Consider the following 22,978-nt stretch of genomic DNA (forward strand, 5'->3'; position numbering starts at 1 on the left):
CGCTCCATTCCCTGAACAATTCGCCCATTCCTCACGATCATGACAACCGCCACGACTCAAGAAATCCACAGCGACGTCTTCACTCAACGCAACGATGCCGTGCAGGCACTGCTCGCGGACGCCCGCCGCATCATCGGTGAAAAAGGCGTGACGCGCGAAGCGCTCAAGGCGCTGAGCGAGCGGCTGCTCGAACTCGCGACCCAGCGCTCGCTGTTCGATGCCGCCGACTTTCCCCCGCCGCAACCCGGCAGCGGCGACACGTCGACCCGCTACCGGCTCAATCCCGGTGAAGACGGTTTCGCGCTTTACCTGAACTCGCTTCTGCCGGGCAAGACGACGATCCCGCATAACCACGACACGTGGGCCGTGATCGCGGCCATCGACGGCGCGGAACTCAACCGCCTCTACCGGCGTCTCGACGACGGCCGCGACCCGGATCGCGCGCAGCTCGAACTGGCACAGGAGGTGGTGGTGCGCCCGGGCGTGCCGATTGCGTTTCTGCCTGACGACATCCACAGTATTCACGTTGGCGGCGCGGAGCCGACGCTGCATTTCCACTTGTACGGCCGGCCGCTCGAAACCTTGGCGGGGCGGCTTGGCTTCGAAACGGACACGGGTCTGGTGGTGCGTTACAACGCGACGCACATGCAACGCGGCACCCAGGCGGTAGGCTGATGTCGGCGCGCGACAATGACGGACTGCTGACGCGCGTTCTGCACGCGGGTTCGCCGCCGTTCGAAGACGGTGCCGCGCCGGTCAACGTGCCGGTGGTGCGCACCAGCACGGTTCGTTTCGAGCAGAATGCCGATCGGGTTGCGTTGCAGCAGCGCCGCGAAGCGGGTGAGGCCGTCAGCACGTATGGCCGGCATGGTATGGCGACGCATCGCGCGCTCGAAGCGGCGATCGGCGAACTCGAAGGTGCGAGCAGCGTGCTGCTCGCACCTTCGGGACTGTCCGCCGTTTCGCTGGTGTTCATCGCGTTGCTGTCGCCGGGCGATCACGTGCTGGTGCAGGACAGCGTCTACGGTCCGGTGCGCGAGCGCGTCGAACCGCTGCTCACGCGGCTCGGCGTGTCCTTCACCTATTTCAATGCGAGCGACGGCTTGCCCACCGCGTTGTTGCAGCCGACTACCAGGCTCATCTACGCGGAGTCGCCGTCGTCTTTTCTCTACGAGGTGATCGATCTGCCGGCGCTCGCCGCTTTCGCGCATGAGCACGGGGTGCTGCTCGCAGCGGATAACACGTCGGGCGCGGGACTGTTGTATCAGCCGCTGGCGCTGGGCGCCGATATTTCGCTGCAGGCGATCACCAAGTATCTCGGCGGCCATTCGGATCTGATGCAGGGCGCGGTGTCGACCGCCAACCCCGAGATCGGCCGCCGTTTGCTCGACACGCACGACGCGCTCGGTCTGAGCGTCGGCGCCGACGATGCCTATCTCGCGTTACGCGGCATTCGCTCGCTCGCGGTGCGGCTCGCGCAGCATGGCCGCAACGCACTGGAGGTCGCCAGCTATCTGCAAACGGAGAGTGACGTGGTCGCGCGCGTGTTCCATCCTGCGCTGCCCGACGATCCCGGTCACGCGTTGTGGAAGCGCGATTTCAAGGGCGCCAACGGACTCGTGTCTTTTGCGTTCAGGGGTGCACAAGCGGCGCAAGCGTACGCGTTCGTGGATGCGTTGCGGCTCTTCGGGATCGGCGCGTCATGGGGCGGCTATGAAAGCCTCGCGCTGGTCGCGCCGCCCTCGCGGATTCGCGAGCACAGCTATTGGCGCGGTTCCGATCCGATCGTGCGGCTGCATGTCGGCCTCGAAGATCCCGCCGATCTGATCGCCGATCTCGGCCAGGCATTTCGCCGCGTACTCAAGTGATGCACGCCTTCGCGCGATTGGCGCCGCATTTCCGCTTCATTTCCGCTTCATTTCCTCTTCATTCCCGTGGCGCTCTAAACCCTCATGGCAGACAATTTTCCGCTGATCCCCGCGACAACCGTGCGCGAATGGTTGAACGACGGGCACGAAATCGCGCTGTTCGATGTGCGCGAAGCCGGTGAATTCGGCGAAGCACACCCGTTCTTCGCAATCCCGTTGCCCTATAGTCGCCTGGAACTTGATGTCGAACGGCTCGCGTCGCGTCGTGGCGTGCGCATCGTCCTGCTTGACGATGGCGCACAGAATGAGGCGATAGCACGCCGTGCCGCACGTCGGCTCGAAGCGCTGGGCTATACGCGCGTGTCGATCCTCGCAGGCGGTACGCGCGGCTGGGAGGCGGCGGGCTATACACTGTTCAAAGGCGTGAACGTGCCGTCGAAAACGTTCGGCGAACTCGTCGAGCATGCGTATGGCACGCCGCACATCTCGGCAGCGGAACTGGCGAAACGGCAGGCCGAGGGCGCTCCGCTCGTTCTGCTCGACGGACGCACGGTCGAAGAGCATACCAGGATGACGATCCCCGGCGCCCTGGGCTGCCCGAATGGTGAGTTGGCGTACCGCTTCGGCGCGCTCGTGGCCGACTCGCGCACGCCGGTTGTGATTCACTGCGCGGGGCGCACGCGCAGCATCATTGGCGCACAACTGTTGCGCAGTTTTGGTGTGCCGAATCCCGTGGTGGCGCTGGAGAACGGCACGCAAGGCTGGGCGCTTGCCGGTTTGCAGCTCGAGCGCGGCAGTGTGCGCCGCTATCCGGATGAGGTCGACGCAAGCGTGGTCATCGACGCCCGTCGCCGCGCAGCGGAACTCTCCGAGCGCTTTGCGCTGGCGACACTTGATCGCGAGACCGCGCAGTCGTGGCTCGATGCATCGGATCGCACCACCTATCTGCTGGACGTGCGCAGCGCGACGGAATACGAACGCGATGGCGTGCCGGCCGCCGGGCACGCTCCTGGCGGTCAGTTGTTGCAGGCAACGGATCAGAGCATCGGCGTGCGCCGCGCCCGCGTGCTGCTGGTCGATCATGACGAGGTCCGTGCACCGGTGATAGCGAGCTGGCTCAAGCAACTGGGCATTGAAACCGCGCTGGTCGCGTCGCGCGATGCGGTGACTTTGCGACGCGTTGCATCAGAGCGTGCGGCTCCGCAGGCGTCGTCGTCCCGGGCGGCTTTGATCGACACGAATGCTCTGCGCGAACTGAGTGGCGTCACTGCACTGCATCTCATCGATCTGCGTTCCAGCGCCGCTTACCGCAAAGAACACGCGCGAGGCGCGCGTTGGTCGATCCGTCCGCGGCTCTTCGACACGCTTGCTGCGGCCACGCACGCCGACCCGATCGTGCTGTTCGCGGATTCGCCCGCGCTCGCCGCGCTGGCGGCGCTCGATCTGCAGGAGGCGGGTTTCACGTCGGTGTCGATTGCAGCGCGCGGCATTGCAAGCTGGACCGATGCGGGTCTTCCGCTCGACTCGTCGCCGGATAGTCCCGCGGACGGTGAACGCATCGACCATCTTTTCTTCGTGCATGACCGTCATGAAGGCAATCTCGACGCCGCCCGCGCGTATCTCGCGTGGGAAACGGGGCTGATCGCGCAGTGCGCGCCGGATGAACTCGACCACTTCCGCCTCGACGTGCAGACGTCCGACGCGGCCCTCTCTCACTGACAGCGTCCATTTATGTCATTCGGGTTTTTCAAACGAACGCGGCGCATTGGCGTGCTTCTTTCGATCGCGCTAGCCGGCGGTGCCTGGGTGAATGCCGCGTACGCCGACGCCACGCTCGATCGCATCAAAGCGCGTGGCACGCTGGTGGTCGGTGTAGTACTCGACGGCACATATGGCTCGCTCGATTCGGTGACGCGCAAACCAATCGGCTACAACGTTGAACTGGGCGAAAGCCTGGCAAGACACCTCGGTGTGAAGTTCGAGGCTATCGAAGTGACGCCGCCGAATCGCGTGCAATTTCTGCAGCAGGGCAAGGTGGACGCGCTGATCGCCAGCATGCAATACACGAAGGAGCGCGATGAAATTCTCAGCTACGTGCCGACGCCGTTCGAAGAAATCGGCGGCTCCGCGATGGTTCACAAGGGCTCCGGCATTCACGGCTGGAAAGACTTGCGCGACAAACCCGTGTGCGTTTCGCAGGGCAGCAACTACACGAAGCCGCTGATCGAGGAATACGGCGCGCAGGTCAAAGCGTTTAAAGGCATGCCCGAAGCGCTGCTCGCATTGCGCGGCGGCACCTGCGTCGCGTCGGTGCATGTGACGCCCGGCATTCAGGCGCGGCTTGCGAACACGTCGGGCGAATGGAAAGACTACGAGTCGCCGATGCCGACGCAACTGATTCCGTCGCCTTCGGTGATCTGGGTGCGCAAGGGGCAGGCGGAACCGCTTCCGCCAGATATAATCGATAAGCCATTGAATTTAAAAGCACTAAACGGCTTTTTTGTTTCACTCAAAACAAATCAACTATCAAAATATTTTTTGCACTCTGGCGTAACTTCTAGCGCCGCAGCCGTTTTGCGCATGATTCTTGGCTGTTGCTCAAGTGTTTTCACTGCATGTAATTCAGCGTGGCCGCCCCGGATCAAGTTAGCACGAACTGGACGCACCGCCACAGTCAGCGTCGTAGTCTGGTATCACATTACAGCCGGGAGCGAAAACCAGCAGGGGCCAACATTGCCGAATTCGTTAAGGTCAAATCCGAGATATCTGAAGTTCGTCGCGATTCCATCTTCCGCTGGCCGCTCTAGGTCCATGAACTGCAGGAAACCGCCGATATGGGCTTGAGCCAGTTGCACAGTGCCTCCAATGTCAGGCAAGCGCCCTTCCTTGATGACCTCACGGATCACGTCGCGAGGCGCTAGTTGGCGAAACGACGAGTCAGCAGGCCGTTTGGATCGCGTTAATTGAATGCGCTCGAGTATTTCTGCTTTGTGGTTCCCCATGAGGAACACTTGTTCGGGCGTAGTGAAGTCTATTTCATCGAGCGTCACTGATGGCACAGGACCGTCCGGGCTAGGTTCGGTCTCGGGTGAGAGGACGAAAACTCGGCGAGTGAGGTCTGCTCTGCAAAATCCAAAGATAGCAATTTCCACGCGAGCGGTAGCACCAGTTCTTGCCCCGTAAGCACGCGAGAATTCCAGTAGGAAGGTCCTCGCCAATTTTGCCACTTCTCTGATCGACACCTTGTCCCCACGGCTGCCTCTTAGGTTCGCGAGAATCGGAGTAAGGGCCGCGTACAGATTCACCGCAAACAAGCTGCTCCCGGCATAAGCGAGGCCAATCGTGTGCTGAAAAGCAATGGCTTTCGGTACGGCGGTGTGCTCCAAGCAAGTAATCGCGAGCGGAAAAATTTTCGGACTATGGCGAAGAAGCGGAAGCGGCTCGACCTCCGTCGAGCTTTCGCTTTGACTGCCGGAAATTCGAGAGTCCGAGCAGACCCATATCGGGTATGTTGGATAATTTTCCTGATACCAGATGGCGACTGTAGTCATGGCGTTTGTCGAAAGGCGACGAGCAAGATTCTGTCTGTCTTCAATCGCTAGTGGGTTGGCCTATGGAGCCGACACTTGTAAAACCGTGGCGGGCGCACAACGAATCAACAAAAGCGCGATCAATCGAATAGACGAACGCCAATTGTCCGCGCAAGCGAGCGACTTCTTCCCCCGCCAATAAACCTTGGACTAGTCGATGCATCGTGGCACGTAAGCGTCTTTTTTCCTCGCGGCCAATCGAAACAGTACCGTCGTTTGCAAGAACAAGTCCGACCAAAGTCCTTCGGCTCTTCGTAGATACGTTGACCGTCTTGCCTTCGTTCAGCGATAACCCAAGATAGTCGAGTTCTCCGAGCAGCCGACGAATCTCGGCCTCCACCGCGTCGAGCAAATGAGGAAACGAAGTCGACACCGCGATATCGTCTGCGTATCTTGTGTATTCTGCGCCGAGTAGCTCACAGAACTGAGCAAGCTTCTTGTCGAACTCCCACATCAGATAGTTCGATATATGAGGCGAACTAGGAGCGCCAATGGAGAGTTGAAGGTCGGTATGACGTCCAGCTTTTCTAAACAAGATTTGACAGAGCATCCACAGTTCTGGCTCCGTGTAGTTTGCGTCCAGTAAAAGCCGGTGCCGTAAGGCCGTCGCTTTGAGGCTCGGGAAAAAATCACGGAAATCGAGCTTGAGCAGGTACCTCGCGCGAGCATGGGGTAGAGCGTGCTCCTTGATTGAGCGCTGGGAACGGTAAGCGGTTGCAGCGTCATGAATTGGCAGCGATGACATTTCGTGCTTCACGATGAGGCGCTGCAAGAATTTCAGTTCCGCTGTCGGCTGAGAAATCAGTCGCTTCCCCCGGCCGTTTCTCTTCTCGATATAGTGATTCTTATAGCGATGCGGAGCAGTGGCGATGAGTACCCCCAGTTCTCGGGCAGAGAAAGGAGAAAGCGCAAGAAGCCGATCAAAAAGCGGTTCGTTAACAATGCTCATTGACGCCTCTCAAAGATCGAGTTGCGTCGCTGGTCGTGCAGAATAAATTCTTCCGCCGTAATCTTGAAACGGCTGCGATCGAAGTGAGGCTGTCCCACTTTTGCAGTGTACTTAACCCAAGGCGCAGCGCTTTTTTCTCGACGGACAGCGAACGGCTCCCTGCCTCGATGCTCTAGCTTTACCAAGCCCAAAAAATCAAGCAGCCTCATCGCACGCTCGATTTCGGATTCGCCCAGTCTTACACCGAAATGTCCCGCAGCCCGCCGGACGTCGTCGAGTTTGCTGACAAGCAACAAATCAACAAGGTCGGCGAGTAACAAAAGTCGATGCGTTGGGTTGTCTGTTCGGAATGCGGAGGTCCGTGGTTCAGTCGGCAACCAAGATGCTATTGAATCAGTGATACTTTCGAACTCAACTGCAGGCAGTTGTGTAGCGATAGTGCCGCCAATAACGCATCGGCAACCATGCTTTTCGACTCGTTTCAACGGCCCCAAGTTAAGGAATGATTCCCGCTGCGTGTCTACCAAATGATGCGACTGCACGACGACATGCAACCTTGGCAGAATCGACTCGTCAATTGCTAAGGCACCGAGTTCGGCGAGCGAGCCTGGCGACTCGGCGAACAGGATCGTCGCACGGGCCAAATAGCACGCGTCGCGCTCGAATTCCAGCAGATCGTCATAGCCCGAGAAGGCCCACCACCCGTTATGATTTTCTGGTCGATCAAGATCACTCAGCCACGACTGCTGCGCTGTCGATTGCAGAGTTTGCTTCCAGAACGCGTCCCGGAGGGAAGCCGGAGCCTCACCATGGCGTGAACATGGGCCACCAAAGACCCAAATTCGATTGGGGAGATTGATGACGTGACAAGCCCCCGGATCGACGATCTCTACGAAACGATCCAAGGGCTCACCAGACACGCTCAATTACCTTGAAGTTAGGCACGGATTTTGTGGCCGCTCGCCGGACGCGAAATTCGTGCCGTTGATGTCGCCCACCCAAACGCAGTCCTGCGAAACGCCGGACATTGATAGCTCTTAGCTACCCATCGCGTAATTGAGGTATCGATTCTAAATTGCCGAGGAAAATTTTGCCACTTATTAGCGAGCGGCAGCACACCGTACAGCAACTACGCGGACTCCTTCATCGCGCAAGCCTGCTTGACTGTCGCCGCACCTACGCCAAAACACCTCCACTGCGACGCGGATGCTCACGTCCGGTTGCGCTTTGATCGCCGCGCAGTCAGGCAAACGCGCGTGGACCTTTCCCTTGCTTTGGCGATCGTCATTCCACAACGCTGCCTCTCCGCCCGGTTTCGTCAGTCGACTTGGCCTTCCACTGCGGTAAACGCCAAGATCGCGTCTCGCGTCGCTTTCTCGACGGTCTTTTGCTCGCGCTGAACACAATGCCGCTGGGTGCGTAAGCGACGCGTGCGCGGAGTTCCACGAGTCGGCTCGCCATCAGTCGGCGGATTAAGCTTGCTGATGATCGGCAGTAAATCGTCCGGATTTTTAGACGATGGAAATCAACCGTCCGTTTTTCTACCGGGCAAGATCGGTGCTGTCTGGTGGTAATCAAATGCATGTACATGAGATGATTACCTTTCGAATTGACTTCCACGTTTGCTTACCATAAAGGGCGGGCGGGCATGCGGGTGCTTGCAAGAATTCGGTGCGCGCGTTTTCGCGGAAGTTGAGGTCCCCGATCCGCAGCTCCCTGATTTGCCGAAGACGATGGATTTGTGACAGGCCAGCCCCGGTGCGAACTTGTCGGCAATCGGCCGCTCGCTGAACCATAAGTCGATGCAGACGACGGCAATCTATGCGCGGCTTTGGATGGAGCCGGTTCGCAATTCGATGGAGACGGCCGCCACCGCGATGATGCAGGCGGCGGGATTGGCAGCAACCGACGAATCGGAATCTGAGGCCGAGGAGAAGTGAGTGCCGAACTCGACAGAAAAGTACTGGGAGCAGCAGTTTGAATTTTTGCGAGCGGAGGCTGTGGTTTGGGCTCTTGATGCTGATTCCTTGATACGCTCGTTCAACATTGTTGCGCAAGTCGCCGAAAACGATCTGGCCGACAAGGTACGTGGAATGACAGCGAATCCACCGCAGCCCATTACCTATGTTCCGGGGATCGGCCATAACGCACTCATGCTCGGCGCGCTCGCGGTCGAAGTATTGCTAAAAGGCATCGCCCTAACCGATCAAGCCGTGTCGGCGTCGATCAAAGCGAAGGATCGGGCGATCACGAGGCGACTCATGAGCCATAATCTTCGCGATATCGCACAACTAGCAGGCGTTCAGCTCACGGCACCAGAAACAGGGTTGTGCGAGCGACTGGAAACATTTCTCGTCTGGGCCGGGCGGTATTCCACCCCCAAGAGTCATACCGAGATGATGCCTCGACCTTTGGCGACGGGCGGCATTGCTCCTCCCAACATCTATTCAAGTACGGACTTTCAGGCGGTCCGGAATCTAACGAGCAGGCTGCGCTCGTTGTTGCCGTCAATTAGCGCGTGATTGCGCCTTCAACGTCAGTACCATGGTGCCGAGCAAGCAAGTCCGCGCCGATTCCAATACATTGCATTCCGCGAACCTAGTGACGGGACGTTGCACCCGTCCAGACTTGTTTCAGCGGCTTAGGCGGCGATTTGCGCAATTCCAAGCAAGGCACGGTACAACGATGATAGGCGCCCAGTGTCCGTATCCTAGCCCGCTTGCCGCTGGAAGCCGATTTGAAAGCTTTCAGTATTCGCGATAGGGTGTTTTGGGGGCGAAGCCGTTGTTGATGCGTATGCATCTTTGCAGTCGGCCGCCTTTTTACAGCTAAAACTGGAGGTAGGTTGTGGGCAGAGAGGAAATCCTATTGGCAGAATCAATCCGAAGGACGCTTGATGAAGCGCATCAAGCTGTCGTCAAGTTGGACGAGGCGCAGCAAAACGCAACGCTCGATACCATTGACGAAGACCGTGAGCAAGCAGACGCCCAAGAACTCTTATCGTACTACATCGAAAAGGCCTATCGAGACACCGGAATCTTGGGTGAGCGACTTGGACTTTCGCTATACGCCCGGGAGATAAACGCGGAGCGGCGCGCGAACTCAGACAAGTTCGCAGATAACGAGTACACAGATCACGACATTTTGCGGCATGCGCCTCATTTGGCTCGTGTGCGGGCACACTTCGAATCGCTGCGGTCAATGACAGATGCAGTATCGACGACAGCACACGATGTGTTAAAAACGATGCTGCTAAACACGGGAAAATTAATTCATCAACGCGAGCTTAAGCCCGAGTCGGAGACTGCGGTGAGGAACGCAATACTCGAATCCCTGCGACTCGCCTTTGACGACGTAAGAAAAGAGGTGCCAATACATAAGTCAATTAAAACGTACCGGGCTGACATTGGCGTCCCCGCACTACGGGCCTTGGTCGAATACAAGTATGTGACTTCCAAAAATGGGATGAAATCCTGTTTGGACGGCATCTATGCGGATATGAAAGGCTACGGCCAAGACGACGCGTGGCGCAACTTCTACGCGGTGTTCTATATGACCGGTCCCTTCTATCGGCAGGACGAGGTCGAAGAAGAGTTCGCGCTTGTGAATGCGGACGTCAATTGGACGCCGCTCCTTGTACAAGGGCCGGGATCGTGACAGTTGAAAAGCTTGTACGTTGGACCGCCCCGTTTCGTCTCCTGCCCTTGACGGATGGTCAAAAGGAACAGGTCCACGGCAAATCGCCATAAGTCCTTTTTCTTTTTTCCAGTCGCGATACCGGGGCGGCACCGGAAAATATTCCGAACGCTAGAGATTTGCACGGTACGGAACGCGACCCGCTCGCGCGTATGGACGGAAACGGAGATCAGCGCGACTCCGTCGATGATCGGGCGGGCGCTCATGCGCCGCGACTCGACTCAGACGGCAGCGAGCACCGGTTAGGACGGCATGTGCTCTGCACACGCCCGCTTTACCGTTGCCGTTCCCACACCGAACTTGTCAGCGGTCTCCCGTATGCTCGCACCGCTTTCAGCGCGCCATGCCTTGATGGCTGCGTAGTCGTGGGATCGCGCGCGCCCCTTGTATTTCCCTTCTGCCTTGGCGATCGCTACGCCGCGACGTTGCATCTCTGCTCGATTGCGGTAGTCCGCTTCCCCCTGTGCGGCCATGAATGCCAGCACGGCATCTCGGGTCGCTTTCTCGATGGGGTCTTTGGCTTTCCCGTCAAAAGCCATCCCGTTGAGTGTGCATTCGACGCGAACACCGAGGTCCATTAAGCGGCGCATCGTTCGGTGTAGTTCGTCATAGCGGCGGCTAATGCGGTCGAGCCAGCGCACGATGAGAACTCCGCCATGCCGTAGATCGTGCTCCGCTTTGCGCCACTGTTCCCGCTCGTCCGGCGCGACATGATAGCCACTGACACCCTCGTCTATGAAAACGTCCTTGTCCTGCACGCCGTGGGCTTTGGCGTCCTCGTACTGGCTCACGGAGGACTGGCCGTCAGTGGTGGAAATCCGACCGTAGTAGAGCTTGCGCATGATTTTAATGGATCATTAGGATATGTAGATCAATTATAGCATGGCTCAAATTGACGGTTGATCCTGTTGATCCAGGCGCCAGCACCCAAGACACTGGCTCGTTATGGTGTACCGAAATGATCCATGCTCCCAGCGCAAGGGGCCGGAGACAGTCCTAAGCCGGATAGAGAAAGACGAGCGGGTTTTGCCAGTCATTTCCCCGTCGCGTTGCCGCGTGACGCTCCCTGCGTCGCGTGCTCAGTTTCCGGCCAGACAATATCCCCATCAACTGCATATAGTCGGCAATTGCGGTGAACTCTGCTACATGCATTCAGTGCGTAGGCGACTGGATCAGCGCCGAGGGATGCTGCATCCCACCCGCCATCGGCTGCGATGGCAAAGGCCCGTGGTCTACGCATCGCGAGAAATTTCGCGTAGCCATCGCGACCCTGCGCGTTGAGATAGGGGACGGCGCCTTGATCGTCGATACCTGCAAAGTGGGTCGGAGGCGGTTCTGGGGTCGGTCGGACCCATACTACGTCGTTATCCACTGCGTAGAGCTGACAGTTGCGGGTGCGCTGCTCACATGCTTTAAGCGCCCGGGCGCGCGGATCGAATCCGCCCGAATAGGACGACGCGCCGTTCAGTCCTATTGCAAGCGCACGGGGCAACGGTTTCTTAAGAAACTGCTGATAATAAACAGCTCCCTGATCGCCAAGATAGGGCACTGCCGTTGCGTCCTCGATGTTCGCGTAGTGGCTCGGCGGCGGTGCCACGCTGGGCATGTATTCCGGATGAATTGGACGATTCGGCAGCCCGATCCTGCCGAGAAATGCATCCACCTTGGGTACCCAGATCGGCAGCGCCTCACCGGAGCCCAGCATATTGTGCGAATCGTTCCCGAAGCGTCCATAGGCGACCAGTTCCGCCTGACCGCCAGCAGCGGTGTAGTGCTCGTACATGCCGTGCCACGTGGCGGGGGGAAAGATACTGTCGTTATCACCAAAGAACCAGATGGAAGGAATCGCCGTGCGCGCACCGAGGTGTCCCGCTGCGTCAATCAGGCTCAAATCCGGACTGTCACAGTCGGACTCCTTCATGCCACCCGCAAAACTAATCAGCGCCTTGACATCAGGGACATGGAGCGCACCCAGCGCGAGCGTGTTCCACCCGCCGAAGCTTTGTCCAGCCACCACGATGCGCGAGCCGTCGATACCAGGCTGCTGCCTCATGTAATCGATGACGGCGCGGATGTCCCGGGCCGCATCCATGCCGGTCATCTCGTCATCGCAACCATACTTGCTTAGAACGCCTTTTGAGCCAGCATATCCTCGCATCATGGGCATCGCCACGGCGTAGCCTCGCGACAGAAAATAGTATGCTGAGAACGTGAGGTGATAACGCGGTTGCTGTGCGGGCGGTTCGCTCGATGTCGATCCATGATTCATCACGGCAAGTGGAAATGGACCTGGGCCGCTGGGCACGTAGACCGTCACCTGTAAGGTTACAGGCCGCTCGGGATCGCCAGGCACAGATAGCACGCTCTCGTTGAGCGATGCGTCAGGCGCCTTCAATGCATCCGACGCGTCATCCGCTCTCGCAATCCGGACGACGGTCGAAAATAGCAGCGAAAAAACGAGAAACAGGATTCTGTTTTTTATTAACGTCATTTCACTTCCTGTGACGATTCAATGTCCCACATACCAAGCTTGCCAAGTTTTGCCGCCAGTTGGAGACGAGCGGAGCGCCAGTCAGTAAGCCCCTGAATGCGCTGCCGTTTCGCTCCAGCGAGTGATGATTGCGCGTTGAGCAGTTCAAGGATGTTGCCAACGCCGACCTGGTATCGACTTTGAGCCGCAGCGTACGAGCGCCGCGCGACATCCAGCAGCATCGCGTCGTTCGTCAGATTTCGGGTTGCGGTCTGTAGTGCCTGGTAACTGTCCCAGACGTCTAGTCCGACCTGCTGCTGCACTTCATCGAGTGTGTCGCGTTGGAGCTCTGTCTGGGCTTCAGCCTGACGCACCTGGTACGTTCGCCCGAATCCTTCAAAAAACGGAATGGTGAGCTGAAATCCCAGGTACCACTCGTGACCGGTTGCGGGTAGCTGCGGAAATCCGACATCGAGAGTTGTCGGCTGATTGTTCCGGCTGTATTTAGCGACAAAGCTAAGACTAGGTAATCCCTCTGCCCGTGTCTGTTTCACTTTCGCCAGCGCCGCGTCAACCTGTGCCTCCGCAGCGAGTACGCTCGGATGCGATCGTTTTGCTTCCTGAATCAGATCGGCAACCGAGTTGTCGAAATCGCTACCTGGCGTCACACCATCGCCGACATCAGGCAACGTGATCGGCAGACTCGGGTCCAAGTCCATATCGACGGCGAGTGTGCCGAGCGCGGTTTGCCAGTCACCCTGCGCCTTGGTCCGGTTAACGACGGCTTCTGCCCACGACGTCTGTGCCTGCAGCTCGTCGGTGACCGGTGCAATTCCCTTTTCGACGCGCGCCGTTGCAGCCTTGAAACTATCACTTGCTGTGCGCTCAATCTCCTGGGCCGCGACAAAAGCCCCCTGAGTAGCCTGGGCGGCATAGTAATGCTTCGCAACGGTTGCGAAGGCGGTTTCAAGCGCAGCCTGCTGACTGGCCTCTGCCGCAACCAGCAACGCGGTCGCATTCGCCAGCGCTGCCTGACGACCACCGAAATCATAGAGCACCCAGCTCAAGGATACGCTGTCGGTTTTTAGTGCGCCGTTGCGATAGTTTGAGCTGTACTGGGGATACCCAGTTACGTTGGTGGCGGTATCGTCGCGGACGCCTTGCCAGGATGCTGTCACCGTCGGCAGGTAAGCCGCGCGACCTATGCCCACGCCCGCTGCCTGTATCTTGACCTGAGCCCACGCCTCGCGCGTTTTAGGGTTGTTGCACAAAGCACGTTCGACCGCGTCCTGTAGCGGAAGCGGGTCAGGCAGTGTGTCAAAAACACAGATACCCGCATGGCTGTCGTCAAGCATCGCCGAGGCAGCTGTTCGCGGTATCGACTTTCCGGTCAACAACGGGTCCATTCCCCAAGCAGGGCAGCAGCCACCAAACAGCACCCAGATCACCCCTAGGCAGACCATACTCAAGTACGAATATTGGCTCAGGGCAGATGCACGCGCCGTTTCGCGCTCATTCAGGCAATGTTTAACGCTCACGCATGCTCTCCTGGCCCGTTTGAATAACGGGGTCGAAGAAATAGTGCGCAACGCTTCTCTTGCCTGTCTTGATTTCGGCTGTTACGGCCATTCCAGGCGTCAGGTTTACCCACTGGTCGTTCGCGAGAATCCGGTTGGTTGGCAGTCGGATATGCGCGACGAACGTCAGACCGAGTTTCCTGTCCTGTACTGCGTCATTTGACACAGAGATAACTTTGCCGTTCAGATAACCGTAGCGCGTATACGGAAATGCTTCGATTTTGACGGTCGCATCCTGTCCTGCTTTCACAAACCCGATATCCTTGTTTTCGATGTTTGCCTCGACTTCGACCGCGTCGTCGGGCACGATTTCCATTAGCGCCTGTGCTGCTGTCGCGACACCTCCGACCGTATGAATAGCGAGTTGCTGCACGGTACCAGCCACCGGCGCGGTCAAACTCATCAGCTTCTGTCGGGTATCCGCCTTGGTTTCATCGTTGCGGCTCTGCTCAAGCTGCTGGGTTGCCTTGTCGAGCGCGTCCAGCTGGGTGCTGCGAAACTGGGACGTGATTGACGCGGTGTCTGAGCGCTGCTCGTTGACACCCTCAAGCAGTTCATGGGCATGACTCTGCTGGGCAGCGAGTTCATGTTCTTTCTCTAGCGCGGCCTGTTCCTTGTCCAGATACTCGGTCTGGGCCACATACTTGTCGGCGGCCAGTGACCGGTACTGATTCGCCTGTTGGCGGGCGAGCGGCGCTGTGGCTGCGAGCCTTGCGATTTCCTGGCGTGTCTCGTCCAGCTCTGCCTCGCGCTTGAGCAATTCTGCCTGCGCACTGTTCAGCTTGTCCTGATATTCACGATACAACCCATCAGCAAAGTGCTGGGCTTCCTGCTGCAGTGCTGGCGATGCCGCGTCGACAGTTGTCATCACTGGCGGCCGCCCCGTGCTCTGTGCAGTCAGCAATGTGCGCGCACGTTCTGCGGCGAGCGCTGCGTCTATTCGTGACGAACGTGCCTTGTCGGAGTCTGCAGCAGCCTGGGTCGGATCGAGCTCCATCAATAACTGACCAGGGTGTACGCGTTGGCCATCCTGTACGAGAATCCTGAGAACCACGCCGGTAATTGCTGGCTGGATCACCTTTACCCGCTCATCGGGCAGAAGCTTGCCTTTTGCAACCGCCACGATGTCGAGCTGGCCGAAAACTGCAATCAGGACAATCAGGATCGCCAGAATGACAATAATGCGCATTGACCACTGCGGGGCCGGATGCACGGGCGTTTCGACAAGTTCGAGATTGGCGGGCAGGAATGCCCGCTCATGTGAAAGGCGCGGTTGGGTATCAAGTTGATGTCTGACTGACCACGCGGCGTTGAACACAGCGCCGTAGCGTCGCAGCAGGTCACCCAGTGCCTGGGCTCTTATAAAATTCATATGGGGTTCTGCCGTATCGGACTATTGGATCAGCCGTTCTGAAGCGAGACCAGATGCGAGTAATAGCCGCCTAGCTCAAGCAGTTGCTCGTGAGCGCCTCGCTCGACAATCTTCCCCTTGTCCATCGCGACGATATGGTTGGCGTGTCGCACCGACGTGAGCCGGTGCGCGATGATGATCACAGTGCGCCCCTGACACATTGCCCGCATGTTGTTCTGGATGATTCGCTCTGTTTCGAAGTCGAGCGCGCTGGTCGCTTCATCAAAAATGAGAATGCGCGGGTTGGTTACCAATGCGCGCGCAATTGCAATGCGTTGCCGCTGGCCACCCGAGAGATTCGAGCCGTGCTCGCCTACCACCGAGTCGTAGCCTTCCGGCATTTCAGAAATGAAGTCGTGAGCACCCGCGAGTCGTGCCGCGTGGATGACCGCCTCCAGCGAAATCCCTGGATCGGAGACCGCGATGTTCTCGCGAATTGATCGGTTGAATAGCAGGTTCTCCTGCAGCACGACGCCGATCTGCCGCCGGAGCCACGCCGGGTCGGCCAACGCGAGGTCGATACCATCGATGCGTACGCGGCCCTGCTCCGGGATATACAGACGCTGGAGCAGTTTAGTCAGGGTGCTCTTGCCTGATCCGGAGCGGCCGACAATGCCGATGACTTCGCCCGCCCGAATGTCGAGCGAAACGTCATCCAGGATAGTTGGACCGTCAGGCCGGTAGCGGAACCGAATGTTCTGGAAGCGTATATCGCCCTTGACCGTCGGCAATGCCTGGCGACTCTGCGGCAATTCGGTACGGCTGTTGAGAATATCACCGAGCCGTCCCATTGAAATACCGATCTGCTGAAAATCCTGCCAGAGCTGGGCGAGACGCAGAACGGGTGCGGCGACCCGCTGGGACATCATGTTAAATGCGATGAGTTCGCCTACCGACAGCTTGCCGTCGATGACCAGCTTCGCGCCAAAATAGAGTGTGATGAGGGTAACGAGCTTGCCGACTAGCTGGATGAGTTGCTGACCGATGTTGCCCAATTCACTTACGCGAAATCCCGCCGCGACATAGGCAGCAAGCTGGTTGTCCCAGCGGCGGGTAAATTGCGGTTCGACAGCCATCGATTTGACGGTTTCGGCACCGGAGATTGTTTCAACAAGGAAGGACTGGTTGTCGGCACTTCGGGCAAACTTCTCGTTCAGGCGGCGGCGTAGTACCGGATTAAGCGTCATTGAGATGGCTGCATACACCGGCAGGGAAATGACCACGACAAGCGTCAACCAGACGCTGTACACACACATGACGGCCAGAAAGATGAAGGAGAAGAACAGGTCGATGACCGCGGTCAATGCCTGTCCGGTCAGAAAACTGCGGATATTCTCCAGTTCCCGCACACGTGCGACCGTATCGCCGACCCGACGTGCGCCGAAATAGGCAAGCGGCAGTGCAAGAAGGTGCCGGAAGAGCCGAGCTCCCAGTTCGACGTCAATGCGGTTTGCCGTGTGCGAGAAGATATAGTTGCGTAACCCGGTCAGCAATATCTCGAATATCGAACTGACTAAAAGCGCGATACACACAACGTTCAGCGTATTGAATGCCCGATTGACAAGGACCTTGTCCATGACCACCTGAAACATCAGCGGCGACACCAGACCGAATAGCTGCAGCACGGCGGAAACAAGCAGGACTTCGAGCAGCAACCGTCGATATTTGATGACTGCCGGGATGAACCAGGAAAAGTCGAACCGGGCGAGTTCGCCAGCGAGCGATGCACGGGAAGCGAAAAGCAGCATCTGGCCGCCACAACGAGCTATCGCTTCGTCGGGTGAACTCGTAGTTGTTGTACTTGCACCCGGGTGAAGTATCAGGGCCCGCTCTGAATTGCAGCCAGCTACGATAAAGTGCTGACCATCCAGATCGAGTGCCATTGCGGGAAACGGTGTGCGGGGCAGACGGTCTGCAGTTACCCGCACTTTGCGGGCCTTGATTCCCAGCAAACGCGCGGAAAGAGTGAGTTCTCTGTCAGTGAATGCAGCTGACTTTATACCGGCGGCGTGACGCAATTGCCCTGCGTCTGCCGCGATGCCGTGAAAGCGCGCGATTAGTACGAGTGCGGCGAGCCCCGGATCACTGTCCGGGATAGTTGGTTGTTCTGGATCAGACATACAAAAGTATATATTCCGTCAGGCCGTAATAAAGCGCAAAAGGATCAAACGCCGTGAGATGCGGGATTGCTGGTGGCGGCCCTTCAGACGATCCTGACGCCGCGCGTATTTAGTTCCGGTTTCGCCCAGAAGTTCGTTCCAGCGAATTTTGCAAAGATGTCCGGCGGAATACAGGGCTTGCGCTCCTGATATTCGACTTTGCTCCTGACCTTGTGTAACCCGGGCATGCCAAGCAGCGCGTCGTAGTCAGGCTGATCGTAGACTGCGTCATTGAAATCGTGAAGAAACCAAGGTTCGCCGAGCTGTTCGTAGAGCGTGCGCAGCGTCTTCTCCGGATCGCGGACAAGATGGTCGTAGGGCACCACGATCAGACGCTTCGCCTCATCACTGAACCACGCTTCGCGCAGAGTGCTCCACGGCAGCCCGATCAATCCGTTTTCCGAGTTCATCAGCGTTTCCACCCGCGAATACACAGATGTACCCGGCTGAAAATTGAACACCCGCGAAAGCTGGAGAGGGTTTTTTGCGAGCATCCGCTCGACACTATCAATGATCCATCCAATTTCGCGGACACAGCATATGATGCGTGATTGCGGGAACAACTCACCAAGCAGTGCTGCTCGTCCTGTCCAGGTCCGGTTCGTATCGAACACCACTTGATCCATATCTCCGCTGGCGTAGTACGAGTCAAACACGCCACGCAGCATGGTGGCACGTCTGGCATCGTCAAAAAAAACTCCAAACTCACCACCGCACATCTTTTTGTGAAGTGCCCCACACAGCGAGGCGACGGGGCTCGTCATAGCTGCAGAAAAACGTGGATTCTGGCGCAGGAGCGCGCATAGTAAGGTTGATCCCGAGCGCGGCAAGCCCGAAATCAGATGCAGACGGCTAACCATGCGGCTCCCTTTTAATCATTTTTCTTTTGATCAATTTGCGCTTGCGGCCAGAATCATATGCTGATGCAGGTCCTCGTGATTTTGGCTCGCATTTCCTGCGGCCTGCGGACTGAAGGACGCCATCCCGGCGATGAGTTGATGAAGCTGATGCTCGGCTGTGCCGCCTTTAGTCATGGCCGTTATAGGCTGCGGCGTCGAGCTTGTGCCCCCACTGATGCCATAGATTGACTGGATGCCTGCAACGTCAGTGCCGTCCAAGTTCTGATTATTTGACGTCAACTCGTAGTACATGATCGAGTTCTTGTCCGAATCGTCGGCAAGGCCCAACGCGTGTCCAATTTCATGCAGCAGCACCTGCGTCAATGTTGCGTCGGTCCCCGAGTAGGTCGGCTGTCCGCTAATTCCGGGCACCAACGCTTCCTGCTCCGGGTTTTCCAACTGAATGACAGCATCCGATATCTGTCCTCCGGTCGCCTGAACAGTTGTGTATCCCACCACACCCGTTGTGGAAGTATCGAGATCGCTGAAGCCGATTTGGATGTTGGCGTCAGAAGCGCTGACTGCTTCCTTGAAAGTTATGCCCGACGCCGCGGACCATGATGCAAATGCTTGCTCAACTTCGGCGTCATACTGGCTGCCTATGTCAGAGGCGAGACTCCAAGTAATCGTCTCGCCAACTGTCCACGAGTTGCCAGAAGCGACGACCTTGCCGGTGCCAAACGTGGGAGTTGCTGCGGCCATGGCTTGCGCCTGACGCAATCCTGATTCCGCCGCCGCCGCGCCAGCCCGATTACCCGTGCTTAGGTCGTATTGCGCAATCGAATTGATGTTGCCGCCAAGAGCAGCATTAATCACCGACTGCTTCCCTGCAAAACCGTAATAGCCACCGTACGAACCTGGGTCAGGGTCTCCATCACCGGGATCACCACTATCACCGCCGTCGCCATCGTCGCCACTTCCAGTATCACCGCTTCCGTCAATGGTAGCAACGTCCCCTGATCCACCACTAACGATTGCATCGTTACTGGCTGTAATAGTGTCTCCGGGCCCATAAATGCCGATCGTGTCGCCAGACCCGGTCACCGTGTCATCTGAGTCGCCGCCGAAGTTGACGGTTGAGTCGCTATTGCTAACTAAATGAACCACATCGCCGGTACCGCTAATGTTCTCAATTGAGTCGCCAGCGGCGTTCACCGTATCGGAATTACCGGTAATTTTAGTCGTATCACCGCCGCCGGAAAAATAAAACGTATCACCTGACGCAGTCACTGAGTCGCCGCTGCCGAGGACGCCAATTGTGTCACCTGCACCCTCGACGGTTCCTTGGGCATTCGCGTCAAAGTTCACGGTGGTGCCGCTGTTATTTACTAGGTCGACAGTTTCACCGATGCCGTTAAGCACCACGGCGCTATTCGATCCGTCATAAGCAACGGTGTCGTTATTTCCGTTTAGCCAGGCACTACTATCGTTACCGTTGGTAACCAGGTCACTGGAACCATTGACCGTGAACGTGTCCCCGGTCTGTCCGTAGATATCGCTGCCTGAGGTGTCAAGCGTTTCACCCGTTCCTGCAACATGGATCGAACTGCTCGGGCCGTCGTAGGCAACGGTGTCGTTGTTCCCGTTGAGCGATGTCGTGCTGTTTCCGCCGTTGGTGATCAGATCACTGGAACCATTCACCGTGAACGAGTCACCGGCCTGGCCGTAGATATCGCTGCTCGACGTATCAAGCGTTTCGCCTGTTCCTGCGATGGTAATTGAGCTATCCGGGCCGTCATAGGCAACGTTGTCGTTGTTCCCGTCGATGGAGACGCTACTGTTGCCACCGTTGGTAATCAGATCACTAGAACCATTGACCGTGAACGTGTCCCCGGTCTGTCCGTAGATATCGCTGCCTGAGGTGTCAAGCGTTTCACCCGTTCCGGCAACTTGGATCGAACTATTCGGGCCGTCGTAGGCAACGGTGTCGTTGTTCCCGTTGAGCGATGTCGTGCTGTTTCCGCCGTTGGTGATCAGATCACCGGAACCATTCACCGTGAACGAGTCACCGGCCTGGCCGTAGATATCGCTGCTCGACGTATCAAGCGTTTCGCCTGTTCCCGCGATGGTAATTGAGCTATCCGGGCCGTCATAGGCAACGTTGTCGTTGTTCCCGTCGATGGAGACGCTACTGTTGCCACCGTTGGTAATCAGATCACTAGAACCATTGACCGTGAACGTGTCCCCGGTCTGTCCGTAGATATCGCCACCTGAGGCATCAATGGTGTCGCCCTGGCCTAAGATACTTATTGAATCGTCGCTAGACCCAATAATCGTATCGTTCGAGCCGTCAATGGTTACGGAGCTGTCTGCTGTGAGTGTGATAGTGGCGTTGTTCAGGTCGATCACATCGCCCGAAGTCGCCGTAACGTTGTCGCTCGTACCCGTGATGCTCGCCTGGCTGTTGCTGGCGAGATCAATGGCGCTGCCAGATACATTTATTGAATCGCTCTGGCCGTTGATCGTAATAGTACTGCCCGTACCGGCGGTCGCCACGTCTCCGTTACCAATAAGCGAAACTCTATCGTTCGTTCCGGTCGTCACGGTATTGTCAGAGCCGGTCACGCTGGTCTGATCGCTGGAAGCCAGCGAGATAGTGCTATTCGATACGTTCGCTGTATCGCCAATGCCGGTCAGGTTGTACTGACCAGCGGTTGCATCCACCGTGACGTTGCTGCCCGAAACAGTCACATTGTCGCCCGCGTTACCAACCACGGTGCCACCGCCGTTCTCACTATTCACCGTCAGGCTGTTGTTGATCCCGAGATCAACTACGGTTGTGGCGTTGCCTAACAGCGCCGTAACATCCGTTGCGCCTGCCAAGTTCAGGGTATCGGCGTTTGTGCCCGTGCTTTCGAGTGTGAAAGTACTGCCGGAGGCGATGCCGTTAGCTGAAATGGTGTTGCTGCTACCACTTAGAGTTGCGTTTACGCCCGGGCCGGACACGGTCAGATCGTTGTTGGAACCATTGATCGTCGCCTGATCCCCCTGGTTGACATTAATTGTGTTACCAGATGTGGTAATAGTGTCATTGGTTCCGAGATCGACCGTATTACCAGTGCCGTTGACGGTTCCTCCCGAATTCGCCTCAAACGTCACCGTCGATGCAGCGCCAGTTGTTGTCAAGTTCACATCGTAGCCAGCACCGGTCAGTTGAAAGCTATCACCGGCTTGGGCGTTGATGACATGGCCGCCGTTCAAAATCGTCGTGTCGTAGTTTTCCCCGTTCACATTGATTACGTTAGCATTCGTAGTTAAAGTCATGCCTGAAACATTGATGTCAGCAGGGGTACTAACGTTGTCAACAGTATCGATCTCACTGGAACCATCACTAGAAAATTGCTGCGTTGACACGACTGCGCCGGTAGTGTCAGTCGTCGTCGCAGAATAACTGCCGTCCGCGTTGTGGATATAGGTAATGGTTGAAACTACGTTGCCAGACTGGTCAGTATATTGCGCCGAGCTAATCTGGGAATTTGAAAAGCTAAATTTTTCCTGCTCCCCCGATGAAAACGTTAGCGTGGACTCACTGAGTGCGCCCGTGTTGGGGTCGTAGTTGGTCGAGATATCTTTTATGTTGTCACTTGAGGCACCCTGAAGCCCGAAATTAAGCTGCAACGCGGTTGGATTGAAATAGTGATCCACTTGAATGGCATTTGCTGCATAGTATTGGGCAAACGTGTACATTCCGTTATTGCCATCCGGAAGTGCCGGAAAGTTTCCCATAATACCCGAAACAGATTCGACAAACATACCATAGTCATCGGCAGGTGCCACTCCATTCGCTTTGTCGCTTGCATATGCTGAGTCAAACGTTGCTTGAAGAACTCCATTTGCGTTGTTAGGGCCGTCTCCATTGAGATTTATTTTAGTCCCAGTCGCGCTCTGAATCTCTTGCTGCACGACATAGTTGTTTGCTGCTGACTCTTGTTCGCCCTTTACTCCGGCGATAGCGGCAAGCTGGGAATAGCTCGGGTCGTTCGGTGAAAGCGATAGCGATTGATACAAGGCTTGATCATTCGAGTAGTTTTCAAAATGCCCTAGTTCGTAGCTCAGATCCGTGATCAGATTGTTATTGGTGTCTGTATAATTGGAAACCCGCGCCGATCCAAAATCGATCTGAAGCTGTCCCGACGAATTTGGGACTGTCTGCAAGACATCGGGTTGGGCAGGATTCAGGCTAAACGGCAGCGCCTTGCCTTGACCGATTGCCGCCTGATAATTGTTTAATTCCTGAACGAGAGTCGGGCTTGAATTTATTAGAGCCAAAGTGGCCGAAGACGGCGCTCCAATAGATTGCCACATGCTTTCGCTGCCAGTTATTGCCGTCATCGTCGCACCTAGTTATGATTGTTTAAT

At 57.2% G+C, this 22,978-nt stretch carries 16 protein-coding genes; 7 read left to right on the forward strand and 9 right to left on the reverse strand.

What is annotated here, in order from left to right; translation table 11 throughout:
• The first annotated feature begins 39 nt into the window (after positions 1-39).
• The 4 genes from ACFSNN_RS32165 to ACFSNN_RS32180 all read left to right on the forward strand — a co-directional run bounded on the left by ACFSNN_RS32165 (position 40) and on the right by ACFSNN_RS32180 (position 4,712).
• Positions 40-675: a cysteine dioxygenase family protein gene (locus ACFSNN_RS32165; protein WP_134466180.1), complete on the forward strand. Its 636-nt coding sequence runs from the start codon at positions 40-42 to the stop codon at positions 673-675.
• Positions 675-1,868 (forward strand): cystathionine beta-lyase, encoded by a 1,194-nt coding sequence (gene metC / locus ACFSNN_RS32170; RefSeq protein ID WP_134466181.1) that lies wholly within the window; start codon positions 675-677, stop codon positions 1,866-1,868. Before ACFSNN_RS32165 ends, metC begins: the two co-directional genes overlap by 1 nt.
• Before the next feature lie 84 nt (positions 1,869-1,952).
• Positions 1,953-3,587 (forward strand): rhodanese-like domain-containing protein, encoded by a 1,635-nt coding sequence (locus ACFSNN_RS32175; protein ID WP_134466182.1) that lies wholly within the window; start codon positions 1,953-1,955, stop codon positions 3,585-3,587.
• Between the two features lie 144 nt (positions 3,588-3,731).
• Positions 3,732-4,712 carry a transporter substrate-binding domain-containing protein gene (locus ACFSNN_RS32180; protein WP_377765117.1) on the forward strand — a complete coding sequence of 327 codons (981 nt, stop codon included), beginning with the start codon at positions 3,732-3,734 and terminating at the stop codon, positions 4,710-4,712.
• Between the two features lie 747 nt (positions 4,713-5,459).
• Here ACFSNN_RS32180 and ACFSNN_RS32185 read toward each other — a convergent pair.
• Together ACFSNN_RS32185 and ACFSNN_RS32190 are read right to left on the reverse strand one after the other, a co-directional pair.
• A complete protein-coding gene (locus ACFSNN_RS32185) occupies positions 5,460-6,407 on the reverse strand; it encodes a retron St85 family RNA-directed DNA polymerase (protein WP_134466183.1) in 948 nt (315 codons plus the stop codon).
• Positions 6,404-7,312, reverse strand: a complete 909-nt coding sequence (locus tag ACFSNN_RS32190; RefSeq protein WP_134466184.1) for a retron St85 family effector protein — start codon at positions 7,310-7,312, stop codon at positions 6,404-6,406. The genes ACFSNN_RS32185 and ACFSNN_RS32190 overlap by 4 nt, the downstream gene beginning before the upstream one ends.
• 861 nt (positions 7,313-8,173) lie before the next feature.
• On the opposite strand from ACFSNN_RS32190, the gene ACFSNN_RS32195 reads away from it, so the two are divergent.
• The 3 genes from ACFSNN_RS32195 to ACFSNN_RS32205 all read left to right on the forward strand — a co-directional run bounded on the left by ACFSNN_RS32195 (position 8,174) and on the right by ACFSNN_RS32205 (position 10,064).
• Positions 8,174-8,347 (forward strand): hypothetical protein, encoded by a 174-nt coding sequence (locus ACFSNN_RS32195; RefSeq protein WP_166799454.1) that lies wholly within the window; start codon positions 8,174-8,176, stop codon positions 8,345-8,347.
• Positions 8,348-8,929 (forward strand): hypothetical protein, encoded by a 582-nt coding sequence (locus tag ACFSNN_RS32200; protein WP_134466185.1) that lies wholly within the window; start codon positions 8,348-8,350, stop codon positions 8,927-8,929. It begins immediately after the preceding gene.
• A 346-nt stretch (positions 8,930-9,275) separates the two neighbouring features.
• Entirely contained in the window at positions 9,276-10,064 is a 789-nt protein-coding gene (locus ACFSNN_RS32205; RefSeq protein ID WP_134466186.1) for a PD-(D/E)XK nuclease domain-containing protein, read from the forward strand.
• Positions 10,065-10,345: 281 nt separating this feature from the next.
• Here ACFSNN_RS32205 and ACFSNN_RS32210 read toward each other — a convergent pair whose 3' ends face one another.
• The 7 genes from ACFSNN_RS32210 to ACFSNN_RS32240 all read right to left on the reverse strand — a co-directional run bounded on the left by ACFSNN_RS32210 (position 10,346) and on the right by ACFSNN_RS32240 (position 22,951).
• The gene (locus ACFSNN_RS32210) at positions 10,346-10,945 is read right to left on the reverse strand and encodes a recombinase family protein (protein ID WP_134466187.1); all 600 of its coding nucleotides are present in this window, start codon (positions 10,943-10,945) and stop codon (positions 10,346-10,348) included.
• Between the two features lie 191 nt (positions 10,946-11,136).
• The gene (locus tag ACFSNN_RS32215; protein WP_134466188.1) at positions 11,137-12,594 is read right to left on the reverse strand and encodes an alpha/beta hydrolase family protein; all 1,458 of its coding nucleotides are present in this window, start codon (positions 12,592-12,594) and stop codon (positions 11,137-11,139) included.
• Entirely contained in the window at positions 12,591-14,111 is a 1,521-nt protein-coding gene (locus ACFSNN_RS32220; RefSeq protein ID WP_244323240.1) for a TolC family protein, read from the reverse strand. The genes ACFSNN_RS32215 and ACFSNN_RS32220 overlap by 4 nt, the downstream gene beginning before the upstream one ends.
• Complete coding sequence (locus ACFSNN_RS32225) at positions 14,101-15,522, reverse strand: HlyD family type I secretion periplasmic adaptor subunit (protein ID WP_134466189.1); 1,422 nt, start codon at positions 15,520-15,522, stop codon at positions 14,101-14,103. The genes ACFSNN_RS32220 and ACFSNN_RS32225 overlap by 11 nt, the downstream gene beginning before the upstream one ends.
• A gap of 29 nt (positions 15,523-15,551) precedes the next feature.
• Positions 15,552-17,681, reverse strand: a complete 2,130-nt coding sequence (locus ACFSNN_RS32230; protein WP_134466190.1) for a type I secretion system permease/ATPase — start codon at positions 17,679-17,681, stop codon at positions 15,552-15,554.
• A gap of 83 nt (positions 17,682-17,764) precedes the next feature.
• Complete coding sequence (locus ACFSNN_RS32235) at positions 17,765-18,580, reverse strand: sulfotransferase family protein (RefSeq protein ID WP_134466191.1); 816 nt, start codon at positions 18,578-18,580, stop codon at positions 17,765-17,767.
• 30 nt (positions 18,581-18,610) lie between these two features.
• Positions 18,611-22,951: a beta strand repeat-containing protein gene (locus ACFSNN_RS32240; RefSeq protein ID WP_134466192.1), complete on the reverse strand. Its 4,341-nt coding sequence runs from the start codon at positions 22,949-22,951 to the stop codon at positions 18,611-18,613.
• Between the last annotated feature and the right edge of the window lie 27 nt (positions 22,952-22,978).

Source organism: Paraburkholderia dipogonis (assembly GCF_042680985.1).
Lineage (GTDB): Bacteria > Pseudomonadota > Gammaproteobacteria > Burkholderiales > Burkholderiaceae > Paraburkholderia > Paraburkholderia phytofirmans.

Coding starts and splice junctions, on each gene's coding strand:
- ACFSNN_RS32165 (WP_134466180.1), top strand. CDS start 40: ATGACAACCGCCACGACTCAAGAAATCCACAGCGACGTCTTCACTCAA.
- metC (WP_134466181.1), top strand. CDS start 675: ATGTCGGCGCGCGACAATGACGGACTGCTGACGCGCGTTCTGCACGCG.
- ACFSNN_RS32175 (WP_134466182.1), top strand. CDS start 1,953: ATGGCAGACAATTTTCCGCTGATCCCCGCGACAACCGTGCGCGAATGG.
- ACFSNN_RS32185 (WP_134466183.1), bottom strand. CDS start 6,407: ATGAGCATTGTTAACGAACCGCTTTTTGATCGGCTTCTTGCGCTTTCT.
- ACFSNN_RS32210 (WP_134466187.1), bottom strand. CDS start 10,945: ATGCGCAAGCTCTACTACGGTCGGATTTCCACCACTGACGGCCAGTCC.
- ACFSNN_RS32215 (WP_134466188.1), bottom strand. CDS start 12,594: ATGACGTTAATAAAAAACAGAATCCTGTTTCTCGTTTTTTCGCTGCTA.
- ACFSNN_RS32225 (WP_134466189.1), bottom strand. CDS start 15,522: ATGAATTTTATAAGAGCCCAGGCACTGGGTGACCTGCTGCGACGCTAC.
- ACFSNN_RS32230 (WP_134466190.1), bottom strand. CDS start 17,681: ATGTCTGATCCAGAACAACCAACTATCCCGGACAGTGATCCGGGGCTC.
- ACFSNN_RS32235 (WP_134466191.1), bottom strand. CDS start 18,580: ATGGTTAGCCGTCTGCATCTGATTTCGGGCTTGCCGCGCTCGGGATCA.
- ACFSNN_RS32240 (WP_134466192.1), bottom strand. CDS start 22,951: ATGACGGCAATAACTGGCAGCGAAAGCATGTGGCAATCTATTGGAGCG.